This window comes from Trichormus variabilis 0441 (assembly GCF_009856605.1).
Taxonomy (GTDB): Bacteria; Cyanobacteriota; Cyanobacteriia; order Cyanobacteriales; family Nostocaceae; genus Trichormus; species Trichormus variabilis.
Window position 1 is genome coordinate 3,639,377 of sequence record NZ_CP047242.1, and the last position, 26,554, is coordinate 3,665,930.

Below are 26,554 nucleotides of genomic sequence, written 5' to 3' on the forward strand. Positions count from 1 at the left end.
CTATTCACCAGGATCTAATCCAAAAGACACATAACTCATTTATGCCCAAAGCCAGTGTATTTTCATCTCTGATTATAAAAAGATTGAAAGTGAGATATGACAATTTTCACAAAAAACTCAGTTCCTCTTAGAGCAAGAGTAGAAACTATGTCAGCCTTTTCTTTGCCATCTGTAAATCCTTCTAGAGCAGATAGCGAAGTTATTTTACATGCAAAGGTAGAGGCATTTTATTATGATAGATTTTTGGCCTTACGTAATGTTTACCTTCCTATCTACAAAAACCTAATTACAACTTTAATTGGACCTTCTGGCTGTGGTAAAAGCACATTACTCCGGTGTTTTAATCGTCTCAATGATCTTATTCCCCAAACTCGCTTACAAGGGCAAATTATTTTTAAAGGACGCAATATTTATCATCCTCTAGAAGATGCCGTAGTTCTACGCCGCAACATTGGGATGGTCTTCCAAAAGCCAAATCCCTTTCCAAAATCTATCTATAATAATGTTGCCTTTGGTCTCCGCATTCAGGGATATCGAGGAGATATAGATGAAATCGTTGAGCATTCATTACGTCAGGCTATCCTTTGGGATGAGGTCAAGAATAAACTTAAAGAAAATGCTCTATCTCTTTCTGGTGGTCAGCAACAAAGGTTGTGTATCGCGCGAATGCTGGCTGTACAACCAGAGATAATTCTTATGGATGAACCTTGCTCTGCTCTTGATCCAACATCAACCAAGCAAATTGAAGCATTAATAAAAGAAATTAAGCAACAACATACTATTGTGATTGTTACCCATAATATGCAACAGGCTTCACGAATCTCTGATATGACTGCATTTTTCAATACTGAAATGATAGAAGGAAGCCGTACTGGTGAATTAGTCGAATATGATCACACACCTGTAATTTTTCAAAATCCAACAAGAGAAATTACTCGGCAATATGTGAATGGTTATTTCGGTTGAATTTTAAATATTTTTCAATGGTATAATTTCATCTATTTATGGGTAGATTATTCTAATTTTTTATTGGAATGATTCGATAAATAAGCTGCATCATTTTACAGGTAAATCAGCAAAACAATTAATGAAATAAGAGTTTTTACAAAAAAATACTATGAGGAAATTATCTATTTTTTATTGATACAATAAAGGTGTAAACATTCAGGAGACAATGATGTTATGTCACCTAAAATTTTACCAGATGTTGAAAATTTAGTAGAAGACCTTGGCGTTCCGGGTATTGCCGCGATAGTGCTTCTGCCAGTTATCGTTCCAGTAGTAACGGGTGTTGGTAAACCAATAGCTAAAACAGCCATAAAAGGCGGAATTCTCCTCTATGAAAAGGGTAAAGGAGTAATTGCCGAAGTTGGTGAAACTTTTGAGGATACTATGGCTGAAGCCAAGGCTGAACTCGCTGAACAACAATCTGAAGCTCACATGGAGACAATTGAACCATCTACTAAATAAGTACACTATCAACTCTAAGGAAATCTATGCTAGTGGTTGAATGTTGTAGTGTACAGGTATAAAAATGCAATTTTTTTTGCAAGATGGGTGAAATATCCATCTTTTTTAGTATTTAAAATTTTTTAAAGTATCTAGAGTATATGAGACACAATTGGCTCAATTATGGTGATTTTCAAATATTGCTGAGACGGGTGTTACATAGAAATAAAAAGCCAAAAGTAGAATCTGATATTTCTACAAAATTATCAGCAAAACTTCTTGATATTTCTACAAAAGATTTAGAAATATTACTGCGATCGCTCAATACATCCATTGAAGGTTTAAGTGAAATTGAATCGGAAATTCATTTAGAAAAATACGGATTAAATGAAATTGCCCGTGAGAGACCACCAAAATGGTATATTCAGATATTTAAAACTTTTCAAAATCCTTTAGTTATTCTCTTGATATCTTTGGCAATCGTCTCCTTGATGACAGGTGATATCAAAGCCGCCGTGATTATTTTCATCATGGTTGTCTTTAGTGTGTTGCTACGTTTTTCTCAAGAGTTTCGTTCTAGTCTAGCCGCCGAAAAACTCCGAGAAATGGTCAAAACAACTGCAACTGTTAGCCGCAAAGATCAGCGTCAAGATATTCCCCCAGAAATGCTTCAAGAATATGGTATTACTCTCCATCCCCATGAAGCAGAAAGAAAAGAAATTTCCATCAAGTTTTTAGTCCCAGGAGATATTATTTACCTCTCAGCCGGAGATATGATTCCCGCAGATGTGAGATTAATTACTGCTAAAGATTTATTTATCAGTCAGGGTGCGTTAACAGGAGAATCTCTACCCGTAGAAAAACATCCTACTTTACCCGCAGGTCAAACCCAAAGCGAAAACCCACTAGAATTAGTGAACATTTGTTTTATGGGTACTAACATTGTTAGCGGTACAGGTACGGCAGTAGTGGTACAAACTGGTAGCAATACTTACTTAGGTGCATTAGCTCAAACTCTGGTCGGTCAGAAAACACTCTCTAGTTTTGACAAAGGAGTAAATGGCATTAGCTTCTTGCTATTGCGGTTTATGCTGGTCATTGCACCTTTAGTATTTTTCATCAATGGCTTAATTAAAGGTAATTGGACAGAGGCTTTCTTTTTTGCGTTATCTGTAGCTGTAGGGTTAACGCCAGAGATGCTACCGATGATTGTAACGGCTAATTTGGGTAGAGGTGCGATCGCTATGTCTGAGAAAAAAGTGATCGTCAAAAATATCGACTCCATCCAAAGCCTTGGTGCAATGGATATTCTTTGTACCGATAAAACAGGTACTCTCACCCAAGATAAAATTATTTTGGAAATGCACCTGGATGTTTATGGTGAAGAAAATGACGAAGTTTTAGAGTATGCCTATCTCAATAGCTTTTATCAAACAGGGTTAAAAAACTTACTAGATGTAGCTGTACTCGAACACATCGAGTTACACGAATCTCTGAAAGTTGAAAAAGATTTCCGCAAAATTGATGAAATTCCTTTTGATTTTATCCGCCGTCGGATGTCGGTAGTAGTAGAAGAAACTCATCACAAGCATATATTAATTTGCAAAGGCGCAGTCGAAGAAATTCTGCAAGTTTGTACCCAAGTCCAAGGTAATGAACAGATTGTACCGATGGATGAATCAGCCCACACCCAAACGCTGCAATTAGACAAGGATTTAAATGAAGATGGTTTACGGGTGATTGCTGTTGCTTATAAAGAACTACCACCCGACCAACTCACATACTCAGTTGTCGATGAGTCTAATCTGATTCTACTAGGGTTCATTGCTTTTCTCGACCCTCCTAAAGAATCAGCAGCCCAAGCAATTAACGCCCTGAATCGCAATGGCATCCAAGTAAAAATCTTAACAGGTGATAATGAAATTATTACTCGCAAAACCTGTAAAGATGTGGGTTTATACGTTCACCACACACTCTTGGGTAACGAAGTTGAAAAATTATCTGATGAGGAATTAGCAGAAATAGCAGTCACAACAACTATTTTTGCCAAACTATCTCCCCTACAAAAAGCTAGAATCATTCAAGTTTTACGCCGTAAAAATCACATAGTCGGCTTTTTGGGGGATGGAATTAATGATGCAGCAGCTTTACGAGAAGCTGATGTTGGTATCTCTGTGGACACAGCCGTAGATATTGCCAAAGAGTCAGCAGATATTATCCTGTTAGAAAAAAGCTTGTTGGTACTGGAAGCAGGTGTAAATGAAGGGCGCAAGACCTTCGGCAATATTGTTAAATATATCAAAATGGGTACAAGTTCCAACTTTGGCAATATGTTCAGTATGTTGGGAGCAAGTGCCTTGCTACCATTTTTACCAATGAATCCAGTACAAATACTTTTAAATAATCTACTCTACGATTTTTCCCAAACTGGCATTCCCTTCGATCATGTAGATCCAGAATACCTAACTAAACCGCGTAAATGGCAGATTAATGATATCCAGAAGTTTATGCTCTACATCGGCCCCATGAGTTCGATTTTTGACTATGGGACATTTGCTTTAATGTGGTTTGTCTTTGGTGCTAACTCGGTAGAAAAACAAGCACTATTTCAAACAGGTTGGTTTGTCGAAAGTTTATTAACCCAAACCCTCATTGTTCACATTATCCGTACTGCGAAAATTCCCCTCATTCAAAGTACAGCAGCGTTGCCTACGCTACTAGTGACCGTGACAATTATGACACTGGGAATTTATATTCCTTTCTCTCCGATTGCATCCGGTTTAGGATTTGTGCCTTTACCCGCCAGCTATTTTCTCTGGTTAGGGTTGATTTTATCTAGTTACTGTGTATTGACACAGTTAGTAAAAACCTGGTTTGTGAAAAAATACGGCTACAACTAAACAACACCTCCAGCAACCGCCTTGAGTGGGGTCAGGATTCCACGCTCAGAGGTTTGACATTCCATATTTCTGGCAATATTCAAGAATCGTCCGATCTGAGGAAAATTTGCCAATTCGAGCTATATTCATCAGTAAGATTGGCAATGTGCTTCAAGCCGGGATCGTTTCACAGAGAAGTAAACCCCTAAAAAAATCGCCCCCTGAATGAGTTCAGGAGGCGCGGAGATTTGTACAGACGTAGCGGTGCTACGTCTTGATAATTTAGCTGGCGACGTATTCTTTGACATTGGCTCGACGGCGACGCAGATGAGCTAGTGCTTGATGTTCTAATTGGCGGACGCGTTCACGACTGAGGTTCAATCGTTCACCGACTTTCGCCAAGGACAATTCGTTACCGTCTAGTAAGCCAAAGCGCAAGGCTACGACTTCTCGCTGTTGGGGTGTGAGTTCTGCCAAGAGAGTATTCAAGTCTTGGCGCAAGAATTCTTGAGTGGTGTAATACTCTGGTGATGGGCCTTCATCTTCGAGCATTTCTTGCAGTTCTGTATCCTGGTTGTCACCAACTTTCACATCGAGAGAAACTGGTTGACGCGCCATGTTCAGATACTCACGAATCTGAGCAGGTTCTAGTTCTAGTTCTTTGGCGATTTCTGCCGGTGAAGGAGAACGCCCCAAGGTTTGAGCTAGTTCGCGTTGAACTTTTTTGATTTTGTTTAGTTTCTCGGTAATATGGATAGGTAACCTGATGGTACGACCTTGTTGAGCGATCGCACGGGTAATCGCTTGGCGAATCCACCAGTAAGCGTAGGTTGAGAATTTGTAACCCCTCATCGGGTCAAACTTCTCTACGCCTCTTTCTAGTCCTAGAGTTCCTTCTTGGATTAAATCTAGGAACTCCATGTTCCGCTTTTGGTATTTCTTGGCAATCGCCACTACCAAACGCAGGTTCGCTTCAATCATTTTTTGCTTGGCTCGCTTACCCTGAGTTACAGTCTGTTTCACCTCTGTTTCAGACTTTTGAACGTGGTCAGCCCACTCTGGTAAACTCGGTTCTCGATCCAATTTTTTCGCTAAAGCCTCTTTAGCGTCAATCAGCGACATCATTTGCTGCACCTGCTTCCCGTAAACAATCTCTTGCTCACGGGTGAGCAGGGGTACACGACCAATTTCGCGCAGATAGGTTCGCACCATATCAGCCGTGAATTTGGTATTTGTGTCTTCTGTGTGGGTGTTAACAGTAGGCATTGGTGCGTTGTCCTCTACTCCGTAAACACAATCAATATTGAGTAACAAATTTAGCTAGTAAACATCGTCCGCATCTCACAGAACTCAAGGCGCTACCAAACTTAAACAATTTCATGTATCCGTTTTCTAGAAGGCGCTGCCTTGAGATAGGTTCCCCTACCATCCGACAATGTTTTAATGTCTTACAAGCACAGTGGTCAATTTTCCAGAATTCTTTCTCTATTTCAGTTACTGGCAGTAACTGGTCAATACGAAGTCAGTATGAGTTCCACTTAGTTTTATATTAAGACAAATCAGGTGGATAGTAAAGTAGCCAAAAGAAGGATATGGATTATAGTGTAAAATTGCTTTTTTTATAAAAAGATTTTTAAGTTCCTTAGAAAAGCTAACTATACCTATAGTGACGCGAAAACCCCCTCTTCTGTTGCCTGCCAGTAGGGAGATAACCGAACTGTATGGGGTAAGGGTTTACTACTTACGTAGTTAGTTGTCGGTTGTCAGAGACGCGATTAATCGCGTCTGTACAGTTGTCTCTGCTGCTCTGCTCCCCCTGCTTCTCACACTAGAATCCCAAATCGGCTTTGGCTAGTTCAGCTGCTGCGAATACTTCTGCGTCTGGTTTTTCTTCCCATGCTGCATCGCCAATTTCCGCATAGAAGGTTGAATCATAGGGGCGAGTCCGGACTACCACAGGCATAGGTACGGCATGACCTAAAATTAAAGCTTGTTGCTTGGAGTCTAGCTTGGCTAAAACTGACCTGAGACCACCAGCCCCTGATACGCCGGTGAAGATGGCATCAATGTCTTTGTCGTCATTTAGTAAGGCGGTGATGCGTGTCCCAATTTGGGACATAACTTCATTATCTATGCCTGAAGGTCGTTGATCAACTACCAAAAGGGTGACGAAATATTTACGCAGTTCACGGGCAATTGTGCCGAATATAGTACTTTGAACGATCGCCGGGTCTAGAAAGCGATGCGCTTCTTCTATTGTAATCATTAATGGCGTTGGGCGATCGCTGGGATTTTTGCTTTGTAGGAATTTATCAGCTTTGCGGACGTAATGCTCATGAATCCGTCTGGTGATCATGTTAGTCACCAGCATATAAGAGAGCATATTCGACTGGGAACCAAATTCTATAACGACATTTTTGCCGGCTTCTAAAGATTGTAAAATTTTATTAATATAATTTTGGGGGCAAACTGCCCGCATATATTTAAGACCATCTAAGCGTAAGAGTTTACGCTGTAACGCCATAATTGAGCCTTTGTGTCCCCGCTTCTCATCACAAAACATCTCAATTTCTTCATTAGTCATATTCAGCAGTTGGACAATCCAAGATTTGCCGAATTCACTATATAAGATGTTGGCGTTATCTAAGGCTGCTTCCGATAAGCCTAAATCTCGACTACATAATTTAATATCTTCGACTTCGATTTGCTCATAACTCAAATAAAGTTCTTGGGAATCTCTGACACCCCGGCGCTTGGTTGATTCCGGGTCGAGGGTATATACTTCGACTCTCCCCGGAAACAGTTGCTTGAGTCCCTTAACGGTGTTGACATTCTTTCCTTCCGCTACTGCTTCCCAGCCATATTCGGAGTGCATATCAAATATCAAGTTAACCGCCGCATTCTTACGAATCACCCCAGCTAAGAGTAAGCGGGTGAGGAAAGATTTACCCGTACCCGATTTACCAAACACTCCGTTACTACGTTCGACAAACCGATTTAAATCAATACATACGGGAACATCCATATCTAAGGGTTTACCAATGGAAAAGTTTTTCCGTTGGATGTCGTCTTCCCAACCAAACACTCGCCGAAAATCATCCACGCTGGCTTCATAAACTTGGCTGAAGTGACTGGGGATAGTTTTCACGGGGAGTAATTCCATCGTCGTACTAGTTTGGGGTTGAAAAGAAGCCAAACCTGTGGAAGATGGGACAAAAGGATTTACAGATTTACCATCTGTTGCTGTCAAAGACTCATTAGATTCAGGGGTGAACATTAGCATTGGTGAGAGGTTAATCGTTCCATAAGTCCCACTCCCGGCTAAAACGTCCCGTAAAAAAGTGTCCTCCCAACTGGGGGGACTAGCAATAATGCGCGCGTTAGCAGTTCCCAAGGCTACATCTGTCAGCATACAGAAAAAGCGCGATCGCATCCCTTGGACTACCAAAAACTTACCTACCCGCATATCCTCAACGGAAATATCCGGGTGTAAGCGCACTTCTAAACCCTCAGTGAGAGAACCTTGAATTACTGAACCTAATGGTTGTTGTGGATTGTCATTGGTCATTAGTCATTAGTCAGTTGTCAGTTGTCAGTTGTCAGTTGTCAGTTGTCAGTTGTCAGTTGTCAGTTGTCTTCCCCTGCTCCCTCTGCTCCCCCTGCTTCCCTCGCCACTACCTAATCAATTTGAATAGACGTAGGCGCGCCACCGGTGGGTGGTTTACCAATTAGGGGTTTGCGGAATTGGGTGTAGATGCGATCGCGCCAGGCAAAAAAGGCTGCATAATCAGGGTTATCGGCTAATGATGGTACACCTTTACCTGCAATACTGGCGGGTAAGTCTAAATAAGAACCCTCTGGGAATTTTAACAGTATTGATAAACCAGCTACGGCTAAATCAGCCAAAGTGGGTTCGTCCCCGGTTAAATAAGGACTATCTGCTAACAATAGTGTAAGTGCTTCTAGGTCTTGTTTTAAATCTGCGATCGCTGACTTAACCACATCTGGACTATAACCAACACCAAATCCCAAAACTGTCAGCAAATCTGTGGGTACGCCTTCAACTAAGGTTTTGAGTACGTCTGGTGTGGAGGTGGGTAATAAAGCTTTGCGGAAACTTTGGTCTTGACTGATAGCTGAAAATAGTGCTTTTCTTCCTTTAATACCGATGGACTCATCAGCCCATTCTTCTATTAATAAAGTTAAACCTCTTTGTTTGGGGTCTGTTGGTAAAAGAGGACGGTCTGGATATTCTAAGTCTAAATATTTGGCGATCGCTGTTGAGTCGGAAATATATCTGTTACCATCTTTCAAGACTGGCACTTGTTTTTGTCCAGTTAACCTGAATAACTCTACCTGTCCAATTCCTGGGGTAACCTCAATTTTGCGATATTCTAATCCTTTGTAATCGAGAATTAGCCGTACTTTTTCTGAGTATTGGGAGAACTCCCATTGGTATAATTCTAACATAATTTATCTCTCTTTACGGAGTAATCAATCAACTTCCTAATTGTAACTGTACTTTCAGTAAATTTCCGGTGTAAATCATTAATTTCCCACCTCATTTATCAGGGAGATAAAGTCTATTTTTTCCTATTTATTTTTGTCAAATATCGATTTTTGTTTTATATTATTTTGGGAACGCCTATTTGCACTTAATCATCATTTGCACAGTAATTATATTTTGTTTTTACTGCTATAGTCTCAGCTTGTGCTGAAAAAAAACTAAATAGTTTCCTTTACCTATTACCTGAATCCAAAAAGTGTAATTAAGCCATGCTGCGTCAATAAAAATCAAAGCAGACTGCTATACATAAATCCTATTTGGTTATGGAAAAATTTAAGTATCTGTGGGCTGGGAATTACCCACCACAAAAGTAATACGATGGACAATGCCCATAGGCATATTTCAGAAATCCAGGATGAATCCCATATATTATTTCTGTGTTAAATACAAATTAGTTATCAGATTTTTCCACACACAGCATATTTTTGAATACAAATCTTACTTCTGTGGTTAGATTTTGTTGGTTGGAAAATGTTATAAATCTTTATGTAACCTAATTCAAATTAAAACAAACAAAAATTATGAGGGTGAATCAAAACAAACTGCTGACCAATTTGGTAGGTGTAGTGACGTTAGCAGGCGCTAGCCTCTCAATCACCTTACCATCGGGAGCAAGAGAAGTATTAAATCCCAATCCTACTATTTTCCAAGAAGCTCACTATAATCGGGGTCAACGGATTCAAGCAAATGTTAACCAGATAACAAAAGACAACAGCAAGAAACAGGTAGCACAAAATACAGGACGTACTAATCCTAGACCAAGTATTTTTAACGAGCCTCCCTATAACCGTGGTAGCCGTACTTCACCCACTCCAGTTACTCCTCCAGAAACCCAACCTACAACAGAAACACCCACAACACAACCACCAGCAGCAGAAACAACTAACACAGACTCGAAAAATCTGTTAGCGTTGGTGCAATCAAATAACTCTTTTACCACTCTCAACAAAGCATTACAAGCAGCCGGACTAACAGAAACTTTACAAGGCAAAGATAACTTAACAATTTTTGCTCCTACCGATGCTGCATTTGCTAAATTGCCACAAGATGCTCTACAAGCATTATTACAACCAGATAATAAAGAAGTATTACTCAAGGTGCTAACTTACCATGTTGTTCCTGGTAATGTTTTATCCACTGATTTGAAATCTGGTGAAGTGAAAAGCGTCGAAGGTGGCACAATTAATGTAAAAGTTGATAAGCAAGGTGTCAGCGTCAACGATGCGAAAGTAATACAAGCAGATATCAAAGCCTCTAATGGCGTAATCCATGCGATCGATACAGTAATTTTGCCTGCTGATTTGTAGAATTTTGGTAGCCAAGATGATTGGCTAAAAATTAAAGCTCTAGTACTCAACCGAATTAATTTTGACAGGTTATTCTCCTGATAGCCGACTTTTTTAAAAGGTCGGCTATCTATGACCTATCATAATGTGTTTGCTGGACTAATAGTAAAAAATCCCCCTTCAAAAGTTACTGTGAAGGGGGGTTATTATTTAATGTCCTCATTAACCTAATTAAACAGAGTTAAATTACGAATTACTTCTTGGCAATTACCCAAACTGCGTGAACAATTCCCGGAATATAACCGAACAAAGTCAAAAGTATATTAATCCAAAAATCCTTACCTATACCAACTTGTAGAAATACTCCCAAAGGTGGGAAGAAAATAGCACATAAAAGCCGAATTAAATCCATATTGACCTCCTTGTTAGTTAATCCTTATTAAGGAAACGTAAAACATATGGCTTGAGAATGAAAACCCCCATCCAACCACCACATACAAAACTAGTCATCCGCCACTAATTTTGGCTTTGTAGCCTAACTTAATCAAAATCTCTAAAATTTTCTGTTTATGTTCACCTTGAATTTCAATTTCGTTATCTTTAACCGTTCCACCTGTACCACATTGAGTTTTTAACTGTTTTACTAAATCTGCCAATACTTCTGGTTTAGTTTGAAAACCAGTTATCACAGTGACAGTTTTTCCTTTGCGGCCGGCGCGAGTAGCCTGCACTCTGACATTTTGTTGTTGTGGAGGTAGTTCGGGAGTTGGTCTTTCTAAGGCGGCGGAGTTATCGTTGCCAAATTCACGATACACAAAGCGCTTGTCAGAAGATTTGGAATTGGAAGAAGACATAGAATTTACTGAATACGAAAAATTAGATTTGTCAGTGTTCGGTTGTTTTGGAATTTTGGGGTATATTTTTGGGCTATATATCTATTACAAATTAAGAATTGGCAATTACGAACTAGTTTAATGTCTTTCTTGTGAAGCTACACTGTATTATCTGTGCCTCAGACTTTCCTATAATAATTAAGTCTATCCCATCATCAAAAATCATTCCGTGACTACCACTCCCCTTTCTCCAAGTACCCCCTCAAATGCTCAGGTTCCCGATATCCAAGGACGCTTTGGACGCTTTGGCGGTAAGTATGTGCCGGAAACCTTGATGCCGGCTTTGGCTGAATTAGAAACAGCTTATCAAAAATACCGCCATGACCCTGGTTTTCAAGCAGAACTGCAACAATTATTACGGGACTACGTAGGACGTGCGACACCGTTGTATTTTGCAGAACGCCTCACTGCCCATTATGCCCGACCAGATGGTACAGGAGCGCAAATTTACTTAAAACGCGAAGATTTAAATCATACAGGTGCTCATAAAATTAATAACGCCCTTGGTCAAGTATTATTAGCCAAGCGCATGGGTAAGCAGCGCATTATTGCCGAAACCGGTGCTGGACAACATGGTGTAGCAACGGCTACAGTTTGCGCTCGGTTTGGGTTGGAATGTGTGATTTATATGGGTGTTCACGATATGGAACGCCAAGCTTTGAATGTGTTTAGAATGCGGCTGATGGGGGCTGAAGTTCGTCCAGTAGAGGCTGGGACTGGAACTCTCAAGGACGCTACATCTGAGGCAATTCGGGATTGGGTGACGAATGTGGAAACTACTCACTACATTTTGGGTTCCGTCGCCGGGCCTCATCCTTACCCAATGATGGTACGGGATTTTCATGCAGTCATTGGGCAAGAAACTCGCGCTCAAGCTTTGGAAAAATGGGGTGGTTTACCCGATATTCTCTTGGCTTGTGTGGGTGGCGGGTCTAATGCGATGGGCTTATTTTACGAGTTTGTGAATGAGTCATCCATTAGGTTAATTGGAGTAGAAGCAGCTGGGGAAGGTGTCAATACAGAAAAGCACGCTGCCACCTTGACAAAAGGGCGCGTTGGTGTATTACACGGGGCGATGAGTTATCTGCTGCAAGATGAGGATGGCCAGGTAATTGAAGCGCACTCGATTAGCGCGGGGTTAGATTACCCTGGTGTGGGGCCAGAACACAGCTATTTGAAGGATGTTGGTCGTGCAGAATATTACAGTGTGACGGATGAGCAAGCTTTGGCTGCGTTCCAGCGATTATCCCGCTTGGAAGGAATTATCCCAGCCCTGGAAACAGCCCATGCGATCGCCTACTTAGAAACCCTCTGTCCTCAACTTGACGGTAGCCCCCGCATTATTATCAACTGCTCTGGACGCGGTGATAAAGATGTCCAAACTGTAGCTAAGTTTTTAATCCCACAATAAATCTATCTAAAGATAGATATTTTGTTAAAGATTTATAAATTTACGCAGGCTGTTTTGCAGCATTTTTCGGGAAAATTTAGCGAAAAATCAGACTTATAGGGGAGGGCGATCTGTGCGATCGCCTTCTTATTGATGAAAATCTATGAATTTAAAAGTTATCAGAGAATATTCAAAGGGATAAGGATAGAACCAAAGATATACAGAGCCACAGCAAATTTGTTCAAATCCAGGCGGTTTGTTTAGATGAACTGGAAGTTTACTCTCAGCAACTACGTCTGTGATTGCCAATGCTTAAAACAACAATTTACGCCGTTGCGTTAGGAACTTTCGCTCTCACCAGTGGAGCGAGTGCAGTTTCTCTCCAAATTCAACCTCCTGCACCCAAGTCTTCATCTATTTCCAGCGATCGCCTTCTCGCACAATACAGTTTTCCGAGACAATATAATCGTCTTCCCGCAAGATATCCTGGGCAATCTTACCCCCAAAGACCCTATAATCCCTCAGGTGGACAAAATAATCCTTCCAGCCCTTCAGGTGGACAAAATAATCCTTCCAGCCCTTCAGGTGGACAAAATAACCCTTCCAGCCCTTCAGGTGGACAAAATAACCCTTCCAGCCCTTCAGGTGGACAAAATAACCCTTCCAGCCCTTCAGGTGGACAAAATAACCCTTCCAGCCCTTCAGGTGGGCAAAATAATGGCAACTCAGCCTCTATAGAACAGGCAGTTTTCGATCAAGTTAATCAATACAGACAGTCCCAGGGCCTACCAGCATTAACCCGGAACGCTAGCATTGACGAGCAAGCCAGAACTCACAGCCAAAATATGGCTAGTGGTAAAGTTCCCTTTAGCCACCAGGGATTTGATCAGCGTGTGAAAGCGCTGAATATGCCCAACAAATCCGCAAGTGAAAACGTTGCTTATAACCAAGATAAAGACCCAGCAACACGCGCAGTGCAAAGTTGGCTCAAAAGCTCAGGACACCTAGCCAATATTAAAGGTAATGCCAACTTGACTGGGGTTGGTGTTGCTGTTAACGGTCAAGGTGTAGTTTATTTCACCCAAATTTTCATTCGTTCTTAGAACATTGAGGGTGGGGGATGATGAGCGTCAGAAATCATTACTGCCTCATTACCCTCATTTCTTTCTTCACTGGGCGAACAGTAATATGGGGCGAGGTTCCATCGAATTCACGTTTTTTGAGAAAAATTTATCAAAGCGGCGGGAAACTCCATCCCCTTGTAGGTGACGAATTTTAACCATAAGATGGTTTTATATGCTACAAATGGCGAACGAAATCGTTAGACGCTTAGATGCGTGTGCAGTTTTAGTAATTTGTCCCCAATTTTAAGGCTGATTAAACTGCAAAAGTATCCTGTTATATAACTTAGACAGTAGAAGTTAGAGTATAGGTCTTATAAGTATGTACACAAAGTAATTCTTCATGTCCCGACAACCTGCTTTTGGCATCGCTATAAGTATGCTTGTCCTTGCCGGAGGATTAATGGCTCCTCTAATACCAGGTCACTCTTCTACAAAACACGCCACTGGTGATTCACCGTTGTCGATTTTTTCTCATCAGGTTGCTACCACTACTACTACAACCTTTCAAACTACTGCTTTGGAAAAATCAGTATTTGAGCAGATTAATCGGTATCGGATGTCTAGAAGACTACCAAAGTTGACCTTAAATGCGAGGATCACTCAGCAAGCAAGAGTTCACAGTCGAAACATGGCTAGAGGTAGAGTTCCGTTTAGCCATCAAGGATTTGAGCAACGAGTGAATGCTATTCCTCTTCGCTACAACAGTGCTGCCGAAAATGTGGCTTTTAATCGGGGATATGACGATCCAGCAAACGAAGCTGTGATTGGTTGGATAGATAGTCCTGGTCATTTAAAGAATATCAAAGGCAATTTCAATATGACTGGTATTGGCGTTGCCACTAATGCCCAAGGGGAAGTTTATCTGACACAAATTTTCTTGCGTACTCGATAGATGGAATTGTGGGTTTTTTAGACAATAATAGTGTAGTGTCGGTGACTCGTCGGCAGATACTGCATATATTATTGAGTGATTCATGACATTACAAGATTTCCAAGTTGGCGATCGCGACCTTAGTGACGCTGCTGTTGACCAATATTTACAATCAGAGGCGATCGCTGTCGATACAGAAACGATGGGATTGTTACCCCAGCGCGATCGCCTGTGCTTAATTCAACTATGCAACCCAGAGGGTAAGGTAACTGCAATCCGTATAGCCAGAGGGCAAACCGCAGCGCCTAATCTCAAAAAACTCCTAGAAGCAACAAACGTCCTCAAAGTTTTCCACTTCGCTCGGTTTGATGTGGCTACCTTGCGTCACCATCTGGATATTCATGTCCAGCCAATTTTCTGCACCAAAATCGCCAGTAAGTTAGCCCGCACTTACACCAATCGCCACGGACTTAAAGATTTGGTGTATGAGTTGGAACAAGTAGAACTAGATAAAAGCGCTCAAAGTTCGGATTGGGGAAACGCTGCAAATTTAACTGACGCACAACTCAGTTACGCCGCCAATGATGTCCGCTATTTACTCAGCGCCCAGCAAAAGTTAGTCGCCATGCTCAAACGCGAAGAACGCTGGGAACTAGCACAACAATGCTTTCAAGTCCTACCAACAATTGTTTCTCTAGATTTATTACAGTTCAAGGATTTGTTTGAACATTAAATTAATCACTAGTCACTAGTCATTAGTCAAATGTCCAAACCAATGACCAATGACCAATGACCAATGACTACTAAACTTCCTTCTTCTGATTCTCTAAATGATTTTGCATTCGAGAAACAACGTTGTAGTCATCCGCACCTGCGGGAGTTCTGGACTCAATAATTCCTTCGGTAGGGCCACCAATCGCCTTCCATGCAGCTAAACCACCCTTGAGTTCAGAGACGTGGTTAAAACCAGCCGAACGCAGGAGATTTACTGCTTGGGAGGTTTGCTCATCACCTGCACCATAAACATAAATATCACGGCTTTTTTCTAAGGACGATGAGGCTCTGTCTACTAAGTCCTCAATGGGCATTGCCATCGCACCCATAATATGTCCATTGTTATAGGTAGAGCGATCGCTTACATCTAATATTGTAAAAGCTGGTTCGCCCCACTCTAAACGAGATTTGAGTGCATGAACATCAGATTGTGGTTCAATGGGTGGTTGCTGAGGAATAATACGGCCTAATGGATTATTAGTCATAACCTAACTATTAACTGCTAATGGAATTAACAGCAATTTAGCTAACTTTATCCGCTCATTTTCTCTGGCTGTGGTATGAATATCGTCTATTTATCTCTTTTGGTAGACTAAAAATAATTCATCCTCAATTTTTCGTTTTAGTCTACTATCCAAGGCATATCTTAGACAATCTCTTAGTAATTTATTAGCTTCAAAATATTGTTGTAATAGTCGAACCTGTTGCTGATTAAATTGCCAGTCATAACCAATATTACGATATTTAATTATCTTGCTTCTCAATTGCTGGTTCCATAATTTACCATTTTCATACCACCAATATACTACTTTTTCAAGGTTACCTTCTGCGCTGGGTAATCCTCTTTTTAGCTTTTGTAATTCTTCTCTAAATTCAGCATCGTTAACTACATTAATAGCTTCATCAAAATTAATATTGAGAGCGTAGATATAATTAAAAGCATGAGCATGATGCAGATTTTGTTCAAAACCAAGTTCTAGCTCACTCACACAGTTCAGAGTACTAAAAAGCAACTGATCCAGAGCTAATTCAGAATTAAAAGATAGATTATTAAATAAATCTCCTGCTAACACATCATTGGCACTATGGGTAAAAGTGCAACTACAAATTATGTAAAAGGCACGAGCAGCAAATACTTGCTGTGAATTAACCACTTCACTAGTTTTTTGATGCAGCCAAACTAAATAACTTTGAATCTTTTCATCAGCAGCTACAAGTTCATCAATTTTATCTTTCATTAATTGCAGTATTTCATCAGGGTTGTCTAGCATACTGACAATTAAAAATAATAAGTTATGCCAACGCTCCTCACCTATGTGGTTAATTAATAACTGCCAATTATAATTTTGAGCATCATCAACAATATATTTTGCAGTGAGATATTCTTGAAATGCCAAATGGGAAAAAGAATCAATCCCCCTAGCCCGTTCTACTAATAAACCATCTTGTGCTTCAATTCCTTGCAGAACAGCTATACTGTGCTGCTGTAAATCAATGGTATTTGATTGGTTGGATAAATAATCACATATTAGGTTTTGAATTTTATCTGAGGTAAAAAAATAATCTCCTTTCACAAAAGTATGGACAGCAAGGTAACAAAGCAGCTTTTTCTTATTTGCTAAATTTAAATGTGCATAGAAATCATCTCTTTTGATACCTCTAGTTTCATCCCATCTAGCCAGTAAAATATTCAGTGCCTGTTCATATAAGTTTGCCGGCTTATAGGGAAATTGCATCTTAACTCTAAATACTAGACACAAAAGATGTAATAAAATTGGTGTATTAGCTAATTCTCGGATACGCTGATTTTCTGGTAAGTTTAGTTGCTGGGTAAATATATTGCAAGTTGATTCACCTTCTTTGCTTGACAGATGAGCTACTGCCATAAACCATTGCCTGACAAAAACATCTCTTTGTTGTTCTTGAAAATCTGCAATTTCTACCTCAGTGAAACCTTGAAATCTATATTTTTGGGCAGAAACTCGGCAAGTAATTACAAATTGATTTTTATAAAATGTCTGAATAAACTTGCGGATTTCTCTGATAACTTTATCTACATGACTCAATGGCACTTCATCTAAAGCATCAAGTAAAATTAGTGCTTTACCGCCAGCAAGTACTGCTAAAGTTGATTCTTCTTCAACTCCATTGCAACTAAATTCTTGAAGTAAGTACTGTAGAAGATTTAACTCACTCTCACGTTGAGTATCTTCAGCAAATTCCTTTAACCTAATAAAAATAGGTACTTGATTGGGTCGTAATTTACCATGATTACATTCCATTGCTAGATACTGTAAAAATGTTGTCTTACCAGACCCAGGTTTACCCAACAGCATCAACTTTGAATAGCGCGATATGGCATCTAACCCTGCTAATGCTCTTTGATGGTTTCCTTGTCCAAACCCCTGAAAGTTAGACTCAAGACACCAATCGTTCATTAGGTCAGAAATTTCCCGCCATTGCTGACTGGTTATCTCCTCCAAAATACTCACAGGAGTGTAAATTTCACTTAAGGGAATTGCCTGAGCAATATCTAACATTTGTAGAGTACAGCACTGGTCTTGAATTTTCTCCTGACGCTTTTGGCGCACTTCCCTTACCAACACATCAAGGTCAATTCCTTTGGGTTGTAATGTAGTCTCTGATATTGCTTCCTCCGCTAAACCAACAACTTTTTGCCATGATAGTCCTAGTTGTTGGCAAATTTGCACAAAACAGCTGCGAGATACTGGCTCTCCCGCGAAAAACTTGGAGACTGGTTGACGTGTAATCCCTAACGCAGCTGCTAGTTTTTGTTGAGTCAAGGTTTTGTCGGTTAGGGCTGTTTTCGCGGCTCTAATACCTTCAGGCGAAGCTCTCAGTCCTTGGCTGGTCATACTCTCAGCTAAAATGTGTTATTAAATACGATTTTTTTGGTAGCTGCACGCAGACACACTCCGGACAAATACTCATATCTCCCCGTAGGTAGTTTTTTTATGAGTTAAATCAGAGTAGGCTATATCACGGATTTTTTGGATGGGATTGTTGCGTGGCTTTGTTTGGAAGCCAACTAGATTGATTTAGAGAAGTTCTACAAATTGGGAAACACACTGAAAACTATTAACTTCTCTCAACAGTGAAGATTCGTCATTTTAGCACGTAAGCAGAAAGACATACCAAGGTTATACAAAAGTCATACATTTTGTTTGCATAATCATGGCTGAACTTTTCATAAATTTAATGGAAAATTAAGTGTAGCTAAGTAATACAGAAATAATGTATTCCTGTCAGATATTGTCAGTCTACGTATTCACTAGAGGTAGACTTCAACCAACGCTCCTTACTAGAAGCGCTCATAACACAATCACCTTAACGGCTGTCTCTTGTGTAGGAGCATAACAAACAGCAAAACGCTAGATAAACAATAGGCTATAACAATCGCTGAAATAATATGGTGATGCTTTCCGCTACAAACCCCAAAATTCTTGTTGTAGATGACGATTTTGGAGTCCGTAACCTCATATATCGCTTTTTAAGTCGCAAATATCAAATAGAGTCTGCGGCTGACGGTAAAACAGCTTTGTCATTGTTTGAGCAATTCAACCCAGCCTTGGTGATTCTTGATTGGAATCTTCCCGATACTAGTGGCTATAGTCTTTGTCAAGAAATGCAGAGCCGTAATAACGTCTTGGTGATGATCTTGACTGGAAGAACAGAGGAAGCTGACAAAATTAAAATCCTGGCGGCTGGTGCTGATGACTTCATTACTAAGCCATTTAGTTTGGCTGAAATTGAAGTTCGTGTCCAAGCTCTTTTAAGACGTATCCGCTCTATTAAACCTTCTCCTTCACAACGCTTGATCTTTAAGCAGCTAGCAATTAACCCAGAAGGAAGAGAAGTAACTCTGAACGATAAACCTCTGAATCTCACCGCTTTGGAGTTTAATATTCTCCATTTCTTAGCTAGTCATCCTGGTCAAGCTTGGAGCCGTCCTCAATTGATTCAAAAAATTTGGGGTTGTGACTATGTAGGAGATGGACGGGTGGTTGATGTACACATCGGACAGCTACGTAAAAAGTTAGAATCTGATACCAGTATACCGGAGTTTATTAAAACTGTTCGCGGTTACGGTTATAAGTTTGAAATACCAGAATCTACACCAATTTAAGCCAGGAAAACAAGAGTTTACCTGAATAAAAAAGTTCACTCACACATTTCTATCAGGGTGTGGCTATTTATAATTTGACTGTTTATTTACATCTTCTTTTTTGATACTTGCAATCAGGGTCTTCTAGATAAAAAACATCCAAAATGTAGAGTGCGTCAGTATGAATAATTTCTCGGCACAGCTAAGCTTTCTCTCACTGACGCGCCCTACTAACTAAATCAGCAACGTATTCAAAATTATTTTTCCAAACCTAACCTTTGACTAACCAACTCAGCCGCTAATACGATCGCCTCCTTCATACTAGTAGCATCAGCAATACCTTTACCGGCAATATCAAAAGCTGTTCCGTGGTCTGGGGAAGTACGGACAAAAGGTAAACCTATAGAAGTATTCACAGCCCGGTCAAATGCCATCAGTTTGACAGGAATTAAACCTTGGTCGTGGTACAGTGCCAGGTAGCCATCAGCAGAGTGCTGCACAACCCCATTACCATACCAAGCTTGACCAGGCTTAACCCACATCGTATCCGGGGGAATCGGCCCATCTAGCTGGAAATTTGGGCGTTTTTGTCGTTCTGACTCTAACCAAGGAATTAACCAATCTAGTTCTTCTGTTCCCAGTTGTCCTTGTTCGCCACTGTGGGGATTTAAACCAGCGATCGCAATTCTCCCACTAGTGATGCCAAAATCTTTCTCTAAACACTCCACCAACAAATCTAATTTTTGCGTCAGCAATGGCGGTGTTAGTGTATCCGCCACTTGACGTAAAGGTATATGGGTAGTTGCGAGTAAGGCTCTCAGTGTCCAACCAGTGTGAGGCGATCGCGCGACAAATAACATCCCAAAGCGATCAACACCAGACTTTTCAGCTAGCAGTTCCGTTTGTCCTGGGTAATTATAGCCTGCGGCTTTCCATGCAGATTTAGCTATGGGGCCAGTCACAATTCCATCAAATTCACCCGCTAGGGTTTGGGCGATCGCATATTCCATATAAGTGAAACTGGCTGCACCACTAGCCGCGTTACCAGTTCCTACATTTATCTGTCCCGCAATTTCTTGATCAATAGTTACATCAATGATTTTTAATAAATTAGGATCAGCCAAAGGCGCTAAATTTTCAGTCAAGCTTAGTTGTTGATACGTCTTTATGAGTAAATTTTTATTACCTACTACAGTTAAGTCATAGTGATGACCGATTTCTAAATCAGCCAAAGCTTTTAAAATCACTTCTGTCCCGATTCCGCCAGGATCTCCCACTGTTAGAGCTAAACGTGGGCGATATTTTTCAGGTGTATTTACTGTCTGATTTTGATTTAATTGGTACATATAAGTACTTTAGAGAAGAATTTTTTGCTTGATTCCATCTCCCAATAGTAGGGATTGACTATCAAACTAGTTTAAAATTGTTTACACAGGTCTAATCCAAATACAAGGGGCTAGGGATTAGAGGCTAGAAGAAGCAGGAGGGCAGAGAAGCAGATGAGGGAGAATGAACAAATTATCATTCAATACTCATTACTCAGCACTCATGAATTAGCACTTCTGACTCCTGTGCCTGGATAAGACCAAAAAATCAAAATTTATTCGTCAAGGAGAATCACATTAAATGAGCGGCGAACTTCTGAATGCAGCTTTGTTATCTTTCGGCTTAATCTTCGTAGGTTGGGCTTTGGGTGCTTTACTATTGAAAATCCAAGGCGCAGAAGAATAATTTATCCGTATTTGCCTGCTTTCAACAGATGAGAAACCTGAATCGCTCTGGCAAAATAGCGTGTCCGGGTATTCCTCCGAAAAAGCAGGCTACGGCAGTCCACCCAGCGCTTCATACCGCGTGTGTGGCTGCATTCACCGGAAAACTTTGTTTTAGCGATTTTTTCAGTATCAATTCTGTTCCTTAAAAACCATTAATTTTTATTTACAGATATAATTCTGTTAAGATTCTTTTCATAAAAGTTTAAAATTTGTTACAACCCTCATGACATTATTAATAGTCGGTGCCACTGGCACCTTAGGAAGACAAGTGGCTCGTCGGGCGATCGATGAGGGATATAAAGTGCGTTGTCTTGTCAGAAGCCCTAAAAGAGCAGCTTTTTTAAAAGAATGGGGAGCCGAACTCGTCAGAGGAGATTTATGTCAACCCCAGACTCTGGCAGAGGCGCTAGAAGGCGTAACAGCAGTAATTGATGCAGCTACTTCTCGCGCTACAGATTCGCTGACAATCAAGCAGGTGGACTGGGAAGGACAAATAGCCCTGATCCAGGCAGCAAAGGCGGCGAGTGTAGAACGTTTTATATTCTTCTCTATTATTGATGCCGATAAATATCCAGAAGTCCCACTGATGGAAATTAAACGGTGTACAGAATTATTTTTAGCTGAATCTGGGATAAATTACACTGTTCTGCGCTTGGCTGGCTTCATGCAGGGGTTAATCGGTCAGTATGGCATCCCCATTTTAGAAGGGCAACCTGTGTGGGTAACTGGCGCATCTTCCCCAGTCGCCTATATGGATACTTTAGACATTGCTAAATTTGCTGTGCGGGCGTTGAGTGTGCCAGAAACAGAAAAACAAGCTTTTCCTGTAGTGGGTACTCGTGCCTGGAGTGCCGAAGAAATCATTAACTTATGTGAACGCTTATCTGGCAAAGAGGCTAAAGTTAGACGAATGCCCATCAACCTACTACGAGCTGTGCGCGGTCTGGCTAAGTTCTTTCAGTGGGGATGGAATATAGCCGACAGACTGGCATTTACCGAAGTTTTGGCTAGTGGTAGACCGCTAAATGCTTCAATGGACGAAGTTTACACAGTCTTTGGGTTAGAGAAAGAACAAAGTACTACTTTAGAAAGCTATTTACAAGAGTATTTCAGCCGGATTCTGAAAAAGCTCAAACAGTTAGATTACGAGAAAACTAAAACTAAAAAGCAGAAAGACAAAAAAACTCCCTTTAAAAAAGTCAATAGTTAATAGTCGCCAGTCAACAGTCAGTAATCAACAGTTTTTTACCATAGAGTATAGACTTTTGATGCCAAACTAATGACTGGTGATCCAAAATGTGTAACGATTACAAAAGACAAAGCGTCGCTTAAACTTGGATATTTGAGTGTGCCGAAAGTAGGCATTATATACAACGACATTAAACCGGTAGCCGGTCGTGTTGCTATCGAGTTAAAAGATAAGCTAACCACAGCCGGTTGGGATGTATCTATCACATCTAGTATCGGTGGCATATTGGGCTACTCTAATCCCGAAAGCCCTGTGTGCCACACACCAATTGACGGTTTGACACCCCCTGGTTTTGATTCAGAGATGAAGTTTGCCATAGTGCTGGGGGGCGATGGTACTGTTTTAGCCGCATCGCGTCAGGTAGCGCCTTGCGGTATCCCGATTTTGGCCATCAATACCGGACACATGGGGTTCCTAACGGAAACTTACCTAAATCAATTACCCCAAGCTATAGATCAGGCGATCGCCGGTGAGTATGAAATCGAAGAACGAGCCATGCTCACAGTCAAAGTGCTACGAGGAGAATCAGTACTTTGGGAGGCTCTATGCTTGAACGAAATGGTTTTGCATCGTGAACCATTAACGTCAATGTGTCATTTTGAGATTGCTGTAGGTCGTCATGCGCCAGTTGATATTGCCGCAGATGGGGTAATTGTTTCTACGCCTACAGGCTCCACCGCTTACTCTTTAAGCGCAGGTGGGCCAGTTGTCACCCCCGGCGTACCCGCATTGCAGCTCGTTCCTATTTGTCCCCATTCTTTGGCTTCTAGGGCTTTGGTATTTCCCGATACTGAACCAGTCAATATTTACCCGGTGAACATTCCCCGGTTGGTGATGGTAGTCGATGGCAACGGGGGATGCTATATTTTTCCCGAAGATAGAGTATATCTGGAGCGCTCGCCATACAGTGTCAAATTTATTCGCCTCCAACCACCAGAATTTTTCCGTATTTTGCGAGAAAAACTGGGTTGGGGTCTACCGCATATCGCCAAACCAACTTCAGTAGAATTACCTTAGTCAATAGTCAATAGTTATTCCCCTTTCCCCCACTCCCCATTTATTGCCTATACAATTAAACATCCTAATATCCCCAAATCTTATGATAGCTACTCATAGCCCCTGTGTTTTGGTGATCGAAACTGATGATAGCCTAGCGAATCAACTGTCTTTTGATTTACAAGAAGCTGGCTATGATGCTATTTTGGCGAGCGATGCGACTACTGGGTTACAATACTGTCGCGATCGCCAGCCTGCTTTAGTTGTATTGGACAGAATGCTGGCGGGTGAATCTGGTCTTTCTTTGTGCAAAAATCTCAGGAATACCGGAGTGCGATCGCCAGTATTAGTTTTAATGGCTAGGGACACAGTTGATGATCGGGTTGCTTGTCTAGAAGCAGGGGCTGATGATTATATTCTTAAACCTTATCGCCCAGAAGATTTTTTAAGACTGATTCGCCTCTACTTGAAACCAGATGTCGATACCACAGAACAGTTACGCTTTGGTGATTTGATTTTAGACCTAGCTAATCGCCGCGCTGTTTACAGTGGACGAAATGTCGAGTTAACAATGAAAGAATTTGAACTTTTAAAATACTTAATGGAACATCCCCGTGAAGTATTAACCCGCGAACAAATTCTCGAAAACGTCTGGGGTTACGATTTTATGGGTGAATCTAATGTTATAGAAGTGTATATTCGCTACTTACGCTTAAAAATTGAGGATGAAGGTCAAAAGCGTCTAATTCAAACGGTGCGAGGCGTTGGTTACGTCCTTAGAGAGTCCTAAAAATTTAACTTCGTAGTAATGCAAATTACATTCTATAATTAAGCACTCCCACTCTCTCACAGGTGGGATATTTGCTTTATGGCAGGTTATACCAATTCAACTAATGATTGCAACACATCTTTGGATGAAGAAGACGCGATTAATCGCGTCTCTACGGATGGTTATTTGTCGCATTCTTTTTTCAAATTGGTATTACATCCAAATTTATATGGTTTGTCAACCATCAACTGTCAACACGAAAAGATATGCAGGTCAAAACAAGGGCAGCTTAACCAGTCTCCTCAAGGTGCTAGAAAACATAACCGATAACCGTGGGCTTTTTCGTTTAATTTCTGTAAAATCGAAGTCTAAATTACAAAATTAAAAATTGTATGATGCGTTGGTTAAGTTTAATTCCGATGTTATTGAGTATTCTACTGATGGCTTGTTCTTCACAAAACACAGCCGAAACACCTACAGATACTGCTAGTCCTCCGCCTGCACTAGTAGTGAATTCTGGACAAACGCTACCAATTTCAGCTAAAGCAACTGTTCCCAATGGCACAACTATTGAATTAGAAGTGGCAAAAACACAAGAACAGCAGCAAATGGGACTGATGTATCGGCCAGCTTTACCAGATAACAGGGGAATGCTGTTTTCTTTTCCTTCTCCACAACCAGCTAGATTTTGGATGAAGAATGTACCGGTTGCTTTAGATATGGTGTTTTTGCAAAAGGGCGTAGTCAAGTATATTCAGGCTGCTGCACCTCCTTGCCTTAGTGAGCCTTGTCCTACATATGGCCCTGACGTACTTATTGATGCAGTCATAGAGTTACGTGCAGGCAGGGCAGCTGAGTTAAATTTGCAGCCAGGCAATAGTATCAAAATTGAGTTTTTAAATAACCGTAATTAAAAGTGTTAAATCTCTCAATGGCTTGTATTCCAAGGTAAACCTGATTTTTACTTCATGATCTTTGCGTAAAAAAAACATCAAGTATACGTAAAAAGCAAATTCTGCGGTTACTATTTAGTATGATGTCAAACACAACGAAATCTATACACTCTCAAGTGCGATCGCAGCCGAGAGAAACTTTATGCAAAAAATCTTTCTTTTGGCATAAGTGTAACTAGTTGTTTGTAAGGCAGTATTAGCTATGGAATCTTTGCTACTAAAAGTGTATCTAGGTGACACACTAAAGTAAAAAAAGATAAAACCTATTTGACCAGAACAACTAACAGCTGGAAAATAAAGCATCTAGATGAAATGACGGCTAAGATTAGCTATAATTCTCTAGTTTTCATTAAAAAATAGCTGTGTTTGCAGAATTTAAAAAATTGCTCTAGTGATTATCCGGTCATCGTATATTCACGGGTGAAGTGATATTTGCAAAGTATAGGGAAAAGGGAAAACACTAAATGACGATTCAGACTAAACAAGGAGGTGAGTTACAGATGTCACCATCTACTTATTCAAGACTAATTCATTTTCTACAGGAAGATTTAGCAATTTCTGCGGCATCTTTGGCTGTGGCACTACGCCATCGAGAACAAGATCCAGGGCCTTTGCCTATGATTCTTTGGCAGTACGGTTTAATTAGCTTAGAACAGTTAGAAAAAATTTATGATTGGTTAGAAACAGCGTAAGCTATGAAGTTCTCGTTTAGGAGAATTAAGGTATGTTACACCCACTCTGTCTTGTACCAAGACTGAGACACAAAAAGTTGGCTCCCGTCAGTTCTACTCATTTAAATACAAGCAAACTAGAAGAGCGAGTTGGATGATTAACTCGCTCTTTTAATTTAGCTTTCATGAACTTTTTACATCATGACAGAGAAAAAAGGAACTAGAGAGAATTATTTCCTACCCAATACCCAATCCCCATTACCCCAATCCTTTTTAATCAGGAGTTGCAACTTGCTGATCATGATGGTTGATTGACCAACGATGTTCTACTGATAGGGAAGAACCTAGACAAGAGTTTTCTAAGTGTTTTTGCTGGGCTGCTGCTTTTCTTAGTGTAATAATTAATTGATTTACTTGATGCCGCAAATCAGGGTTTTTACTGACTGCTGACATAGTTTGTCTTTCTAATAATTGGAGTATGAGTTCATAATGGATGGGTGAGGGTAGGGGAATTTGCTCCATGTAGTCAATTGGTGATGTTAAATTAAGCATTTTGTGATGCTTAGTAGTTGTATGTTATTAAGTTAATTTTTACACAATAAATAAATATTAACTATATTTTTTGATATTTAAATAGCTTTATAAAGTTTATTAGGGAACACCAAAGAATAAATTATTCCAAATTTACGGTTAGTAGGGTGCGTCAGTGCAAGAAAACCTAGCTGTACCAGGAAATTATTCATGCTGACGCACCCTACATATTAGACATTAGATAATGGAATTAA

24 protein-coding genes are annotated in these 26,554 nt (G+C 40.5%); 15 read left to right on the forward strand and 9 right to left on the reverse strand.

Annotated elements, in window-relative coordinates:
• Positions 1-147 precede the first annotated feature (147 nt).
• The 3 genes from pstB to mgtA all read left to right on the forward strand — a co-directional run bounded on the left by pstB (position 148) and on the right by mgtA (position 4,349).
• Positions 148-966, forward strand: a complete 819-nt coding sequence (gene pstB / locus GSQ19_RS14790) for a phosphate ABC transporter ATP-binding protein PstB (RefSeq protein WP_041456156.1) — start codon at positions 148-150, stop codon at positions 964-966.
• 216 nt (positions 967-1,182) lie between these two features.
• Positions 1,183-1,470 (forward strand): DUF5132 domain-containing protein, encoded by a 288-nt coding sequence (locus GSQ19_RS14795; protein ID WP_011318701.1) that lies wholly within the window; start codon positions 1,183-1,185, stop codon positions 1,468-1,470.
• 140 nt (positions 1,471-1,610) lie between these two features.
• A complete protein-coding gene (mgtA, locus tag GSQ19_RS14800; protein ID WP_011318702.1) occupies positions 1,611-4,349 on the forward strand; it encodes a magnesium-translocating P-type ATPase in 2,739 nt (912 codons plus the stop codon).
• A 261-nt stretch (positions 4,350-4,610) separates the two neighbouring features.
• Here mgtA and GSQ19_RS14810 read toward each other — a convergent pair whose 3' ends face one another.
• The 3 genes from GSQ19_RS14810 to GSQ19_RS14820 form a co-directional block, all read right to left on the reverse strand.
• The gene (locus tag GSQ19_RS14810; RefSeq protein WP_011318703.1) at positions 4,611-5,594 is read right to left on the reverse strand and encodes an RNA polymerase sigma factor, RpoD/SigA family; all 984 of its coding nucleotides are present in this window, start codon (positions 5,592-5,594) and stop codon (positions 4,611-4,613) included.
• A gap of 562 nt (positions 5,595-6,156) precedes the next feature.
• Positions 6,157-7,896, reverse strand: coding sequence for a helicase HerA domain-containing protein (locus GSQ19_RS14815; protein WP_011318704.1), 1,740 nt, complete (start codon positions 7,894-7,896; stop codon positions 6,157-6,159).
• A 110-nt stretch (positions 7,897-8,006) separates the two neighbouring features.
• On the reverse strand, positions 8,007-8,798 hold the full coding sequence (locus tag GSQ19_RS14820; RefSeq protein WP_011318705.1) for a glutathione S-transferase family protein: 792 nt from the start codon (positions 8,796-8,798) through the stop codon (positions 8,007-8,009).
• Positions 8,799-9,416: 618 nt separating this feature from the next.
• Between GSQ19_RS14820 and GSQ19_RS14825 the strand changes: the two genes are divergently transcribed.
• Positions 9,417-10,202 (forward strand): fasciclin domain-containing protein, encoded by a 786-nt coding sequence (locus tag GSQ19_RS14825; protein WP_011318706.1) that lies wholly within the window; start codon positions 9,417-9,419, stop codon positions 10,200-10,202.
• A gap of 232 nt (positions 10,203-10,434) precedes the next feature.
• On the opposite strand, the gene GSQ19_RS14830 is transcribed toward GSQ19_RS14825, so the two are convergent.
• Entirely contained in the window at positions 10,435-10,593 is a 159-nt protein-coding gene (locus tag GSQ19_RS14830; RefSeq protein ID WP_011318707.1) for a YqaE/Pmp3 family membrane protein, read from the reverse strand.
• A 94-nt stretch (positions 10,594-10,687) separates the two neighbouring features.
• Entirely contained in the window at positions 10,688-11,035 is a 348-nt protein-coding gene (locus GSQ19_RS14835; RefSeq protein ID WP_011318708.1) for a translation initiation factor, read from the reverse strand.
• A gap of 208 nt (positions 11,036-11,243) precedes the next feature.
• On the opposite strand from GSQ19_RS14835, the gene trpB reads away from it, so the two are divergent.
• The 4 genes from trpB (at position 11,244) to GSQ19_RS14855 (ending at position 15,192) form a co-directional block, all read left to right on the forward strand.
• On the forward strand, positions 11,244-12,485 hold the full coding sequence (gene trpB / locus GSQ19_RS14840; RefSeq protein WP_011318709.1) for a tryptophan synthase subunit beta: 1,242 nt from the start codon (positions 11,244-11,246) through the stop codon (positions 12,483-12,485).
• A 287-nt stretch (positions 12,486-12,772) separates the two neighbouring features.
• A complete protein-coding gene (locus tag GSQ19_RS14845) occupies positions 12,773-13,567 on the forward strand; it encodes a CAP domain-containing protein (RefSeq protein ID WP_011318710.1) in 795 nt (264 codons plus the stop codon).
• A gap of 361 nt (positions 13,568-13,928) precedes the next feature.
• A complete protein-coding gene (locus GSQ19_RS14850) occupies positions 13,929-14,480 on the forward strand; it encodes a CAP domain-containing protein (RefSeq protein WP_041456159.1) in 552 nt (183 codons plus the stop codon).
• A gap of 82 nt (positions 14,481-14,562) precedes the next feature.
• Positions 14,563-15,192 (forward strand): ribonuclease H-like domain-containing protein, encoded by a 630-nt coding sequence (locus tag GSQ19_RS14855; protein WP_011318712.1) that lies wholly within the window; start codon positions 14,563-14,565, stop codon positions 15,190-15,192.
• A gap of 70 nt (positions 15,193-15,262) precedes the next feature.
• Here GSQ19_RS14855 and GSQ19_RS14860 read toward each other — a convergent pair whose 3' ends face one another.
• Together GSQ19_RS14860 and GSQ19_RS14865 are read right to left on the reverse strand one after the other, a co-directional pair.
• Positions 15,263-15,718: a rhodanese-like domain-containing protein gene (locus GSQ19_RS14860; protein ID WP_011318713.1), complete on the reverse strand. Its 456-nt coding sequence runs from the start codon at positions 15,716-15,718 to the stop codon at positions 15,263-15,265.
• 90 nt (positions 15,719-15,808) lie between these two features.
• The gene (locus GSQ19_RS14865; RefSeq protein WP_011318714.1) at positions 15,809-18,109 is read right to left on the reverse strand and encodes an NACHT domain-containing protein; all 2,301 of its coding nucleotides are present in this window, start codon (positions 18,107-18,109) and stop codon (positions 15,809-15,811) included.
• Between the two features lie 554 nt (positions 18,110-18,663).
• Here GSQ19_RS14865 and GSQ19_RS14870 point away from each other — a divergent pair.
• Positions 18,664-19,380, forward strand: coding sequence for a response regulator transcription factor (locus tag GSQ19_RS14870; protein WP_011318715.1), 717 nt, complete (start codon positions 18,664-18,666; stop codon positions 19,378-19,380).
• A 236-nt stretch (positions 19,381-19,616) separates the two neighbouring features.
• On the opposite strand, the gene pdxA is transcribed toward GSQ19_RS14870, so the two are convergent.
• Positions 19,617-20,705, reverse strand: a complete 1,089-nt coding sequence (gene pdxA / locus GSQ19_RS14875; RefSeq protein WP_011318716.1) for a 4-hydroxythreonine-4-phosphate dehydrogenase PdxA — start codon at positions 20,703-20,705, stop codon at positions 19,617-19,619.
• 280 nt (positions 20,706-20,985) lie between these two features.
• On the opposite strand from pdxA, the gene petM reads away from it, so the two are divergent.
• The 6 genes from petM (at position 20,986) to GSQ19_RS14905 (ending at position 25,790) form a co-directional block, all read left to right on the forward strand.
• Positions 20,986-21,090 carry a cytochrome b6-f complex subunit PetM gene (gene petM, locus GSQ19_RS14880; RefSeq protein ID WP_010998885.1) on the forward strand — a complete coding sequence of 35 codons (105 nt, stop codon included), beginning with the start codon at positions 20,986-20,988 and terminating at the stop codon, positions 21,088-21,090.
• Positions 21,091-21,354: 264 nt separating this feature from the next.
• Positions 21,355-22,341, forward strand: a complete 987-nt coding sequence (locus tag GSQ19_RS14885; RefSeq protein ID WP_011318717.1) for an SDR family oxidoreductase — start codon at positions 21,355-21,357, stop codon at positions 22,339-22,341.
• A gap of 138 nt (positions 22,342-22,479) precedes the next feature.
• Positions 22,480-23,397: an NAD(+) kinase gene (locus GSQ19_RS14890; protein WP_041456720.1), complete on the forward strand. Its 918-nt coding sequence runs from the start codon at positions 22,480-22,482 to the stop codon at positions 23,395-23,397.
• 82 nt (positions 23,398-23,479) lie between these two features.
• Positions 23,480-24,166, forward strand: a complete 687-nt coding sequence (gene nblR / locus GSQ19_RS14895) for a response regulator transcription factor NblR (RefSeq protein ID WP_011318719.1) — start codon at positions 23,480-23,482, stop codon at positions 24,164-24,166.
• Between the two features lie 371 nt (positions 24,167-24,537).
• A complete protein-coding gene (locus tag GSQ19_RS14900) occupies positions 24,538-25,059 on the forward strand; it encodes a DUF192 domain-containing protein (RefSeq protein WP_011318720.1) in 522 nt (173 codons plus the stop codon).
• 503 nt (positions 25,060-25,562) lie between these two features.
• Complete coding sequence (locus GSQ19_RS14905) at positions 25,563-25,790, forward strand: DUF2949 domain-containing protein (protein ID WP_010998879.1); 228 nt, start codon at positions 25,563-25,565, stop codon at positions 25,788-25,790.
• A gap of 252 nt (positions 25,791-26,042) precedes the next feature.
• Here GSQ19_RS14905 and GSQ19_RS14910 read toward each other — a convergent pair whose 3' ends face one another.
• Positions 26,043-26,291: a DUF5340 domain-containing protein gene (locus tag GSQ19_RS14910; protein WP_041456162.1), complete on the reverse strand. Its 249-nt coding sequence runs from the start codon at positions 26,289-26,291 to the stop codon at positions 26,043-26,045.
• Positions 26,292-26,554 lie beyond the last annotated feature (263 nt).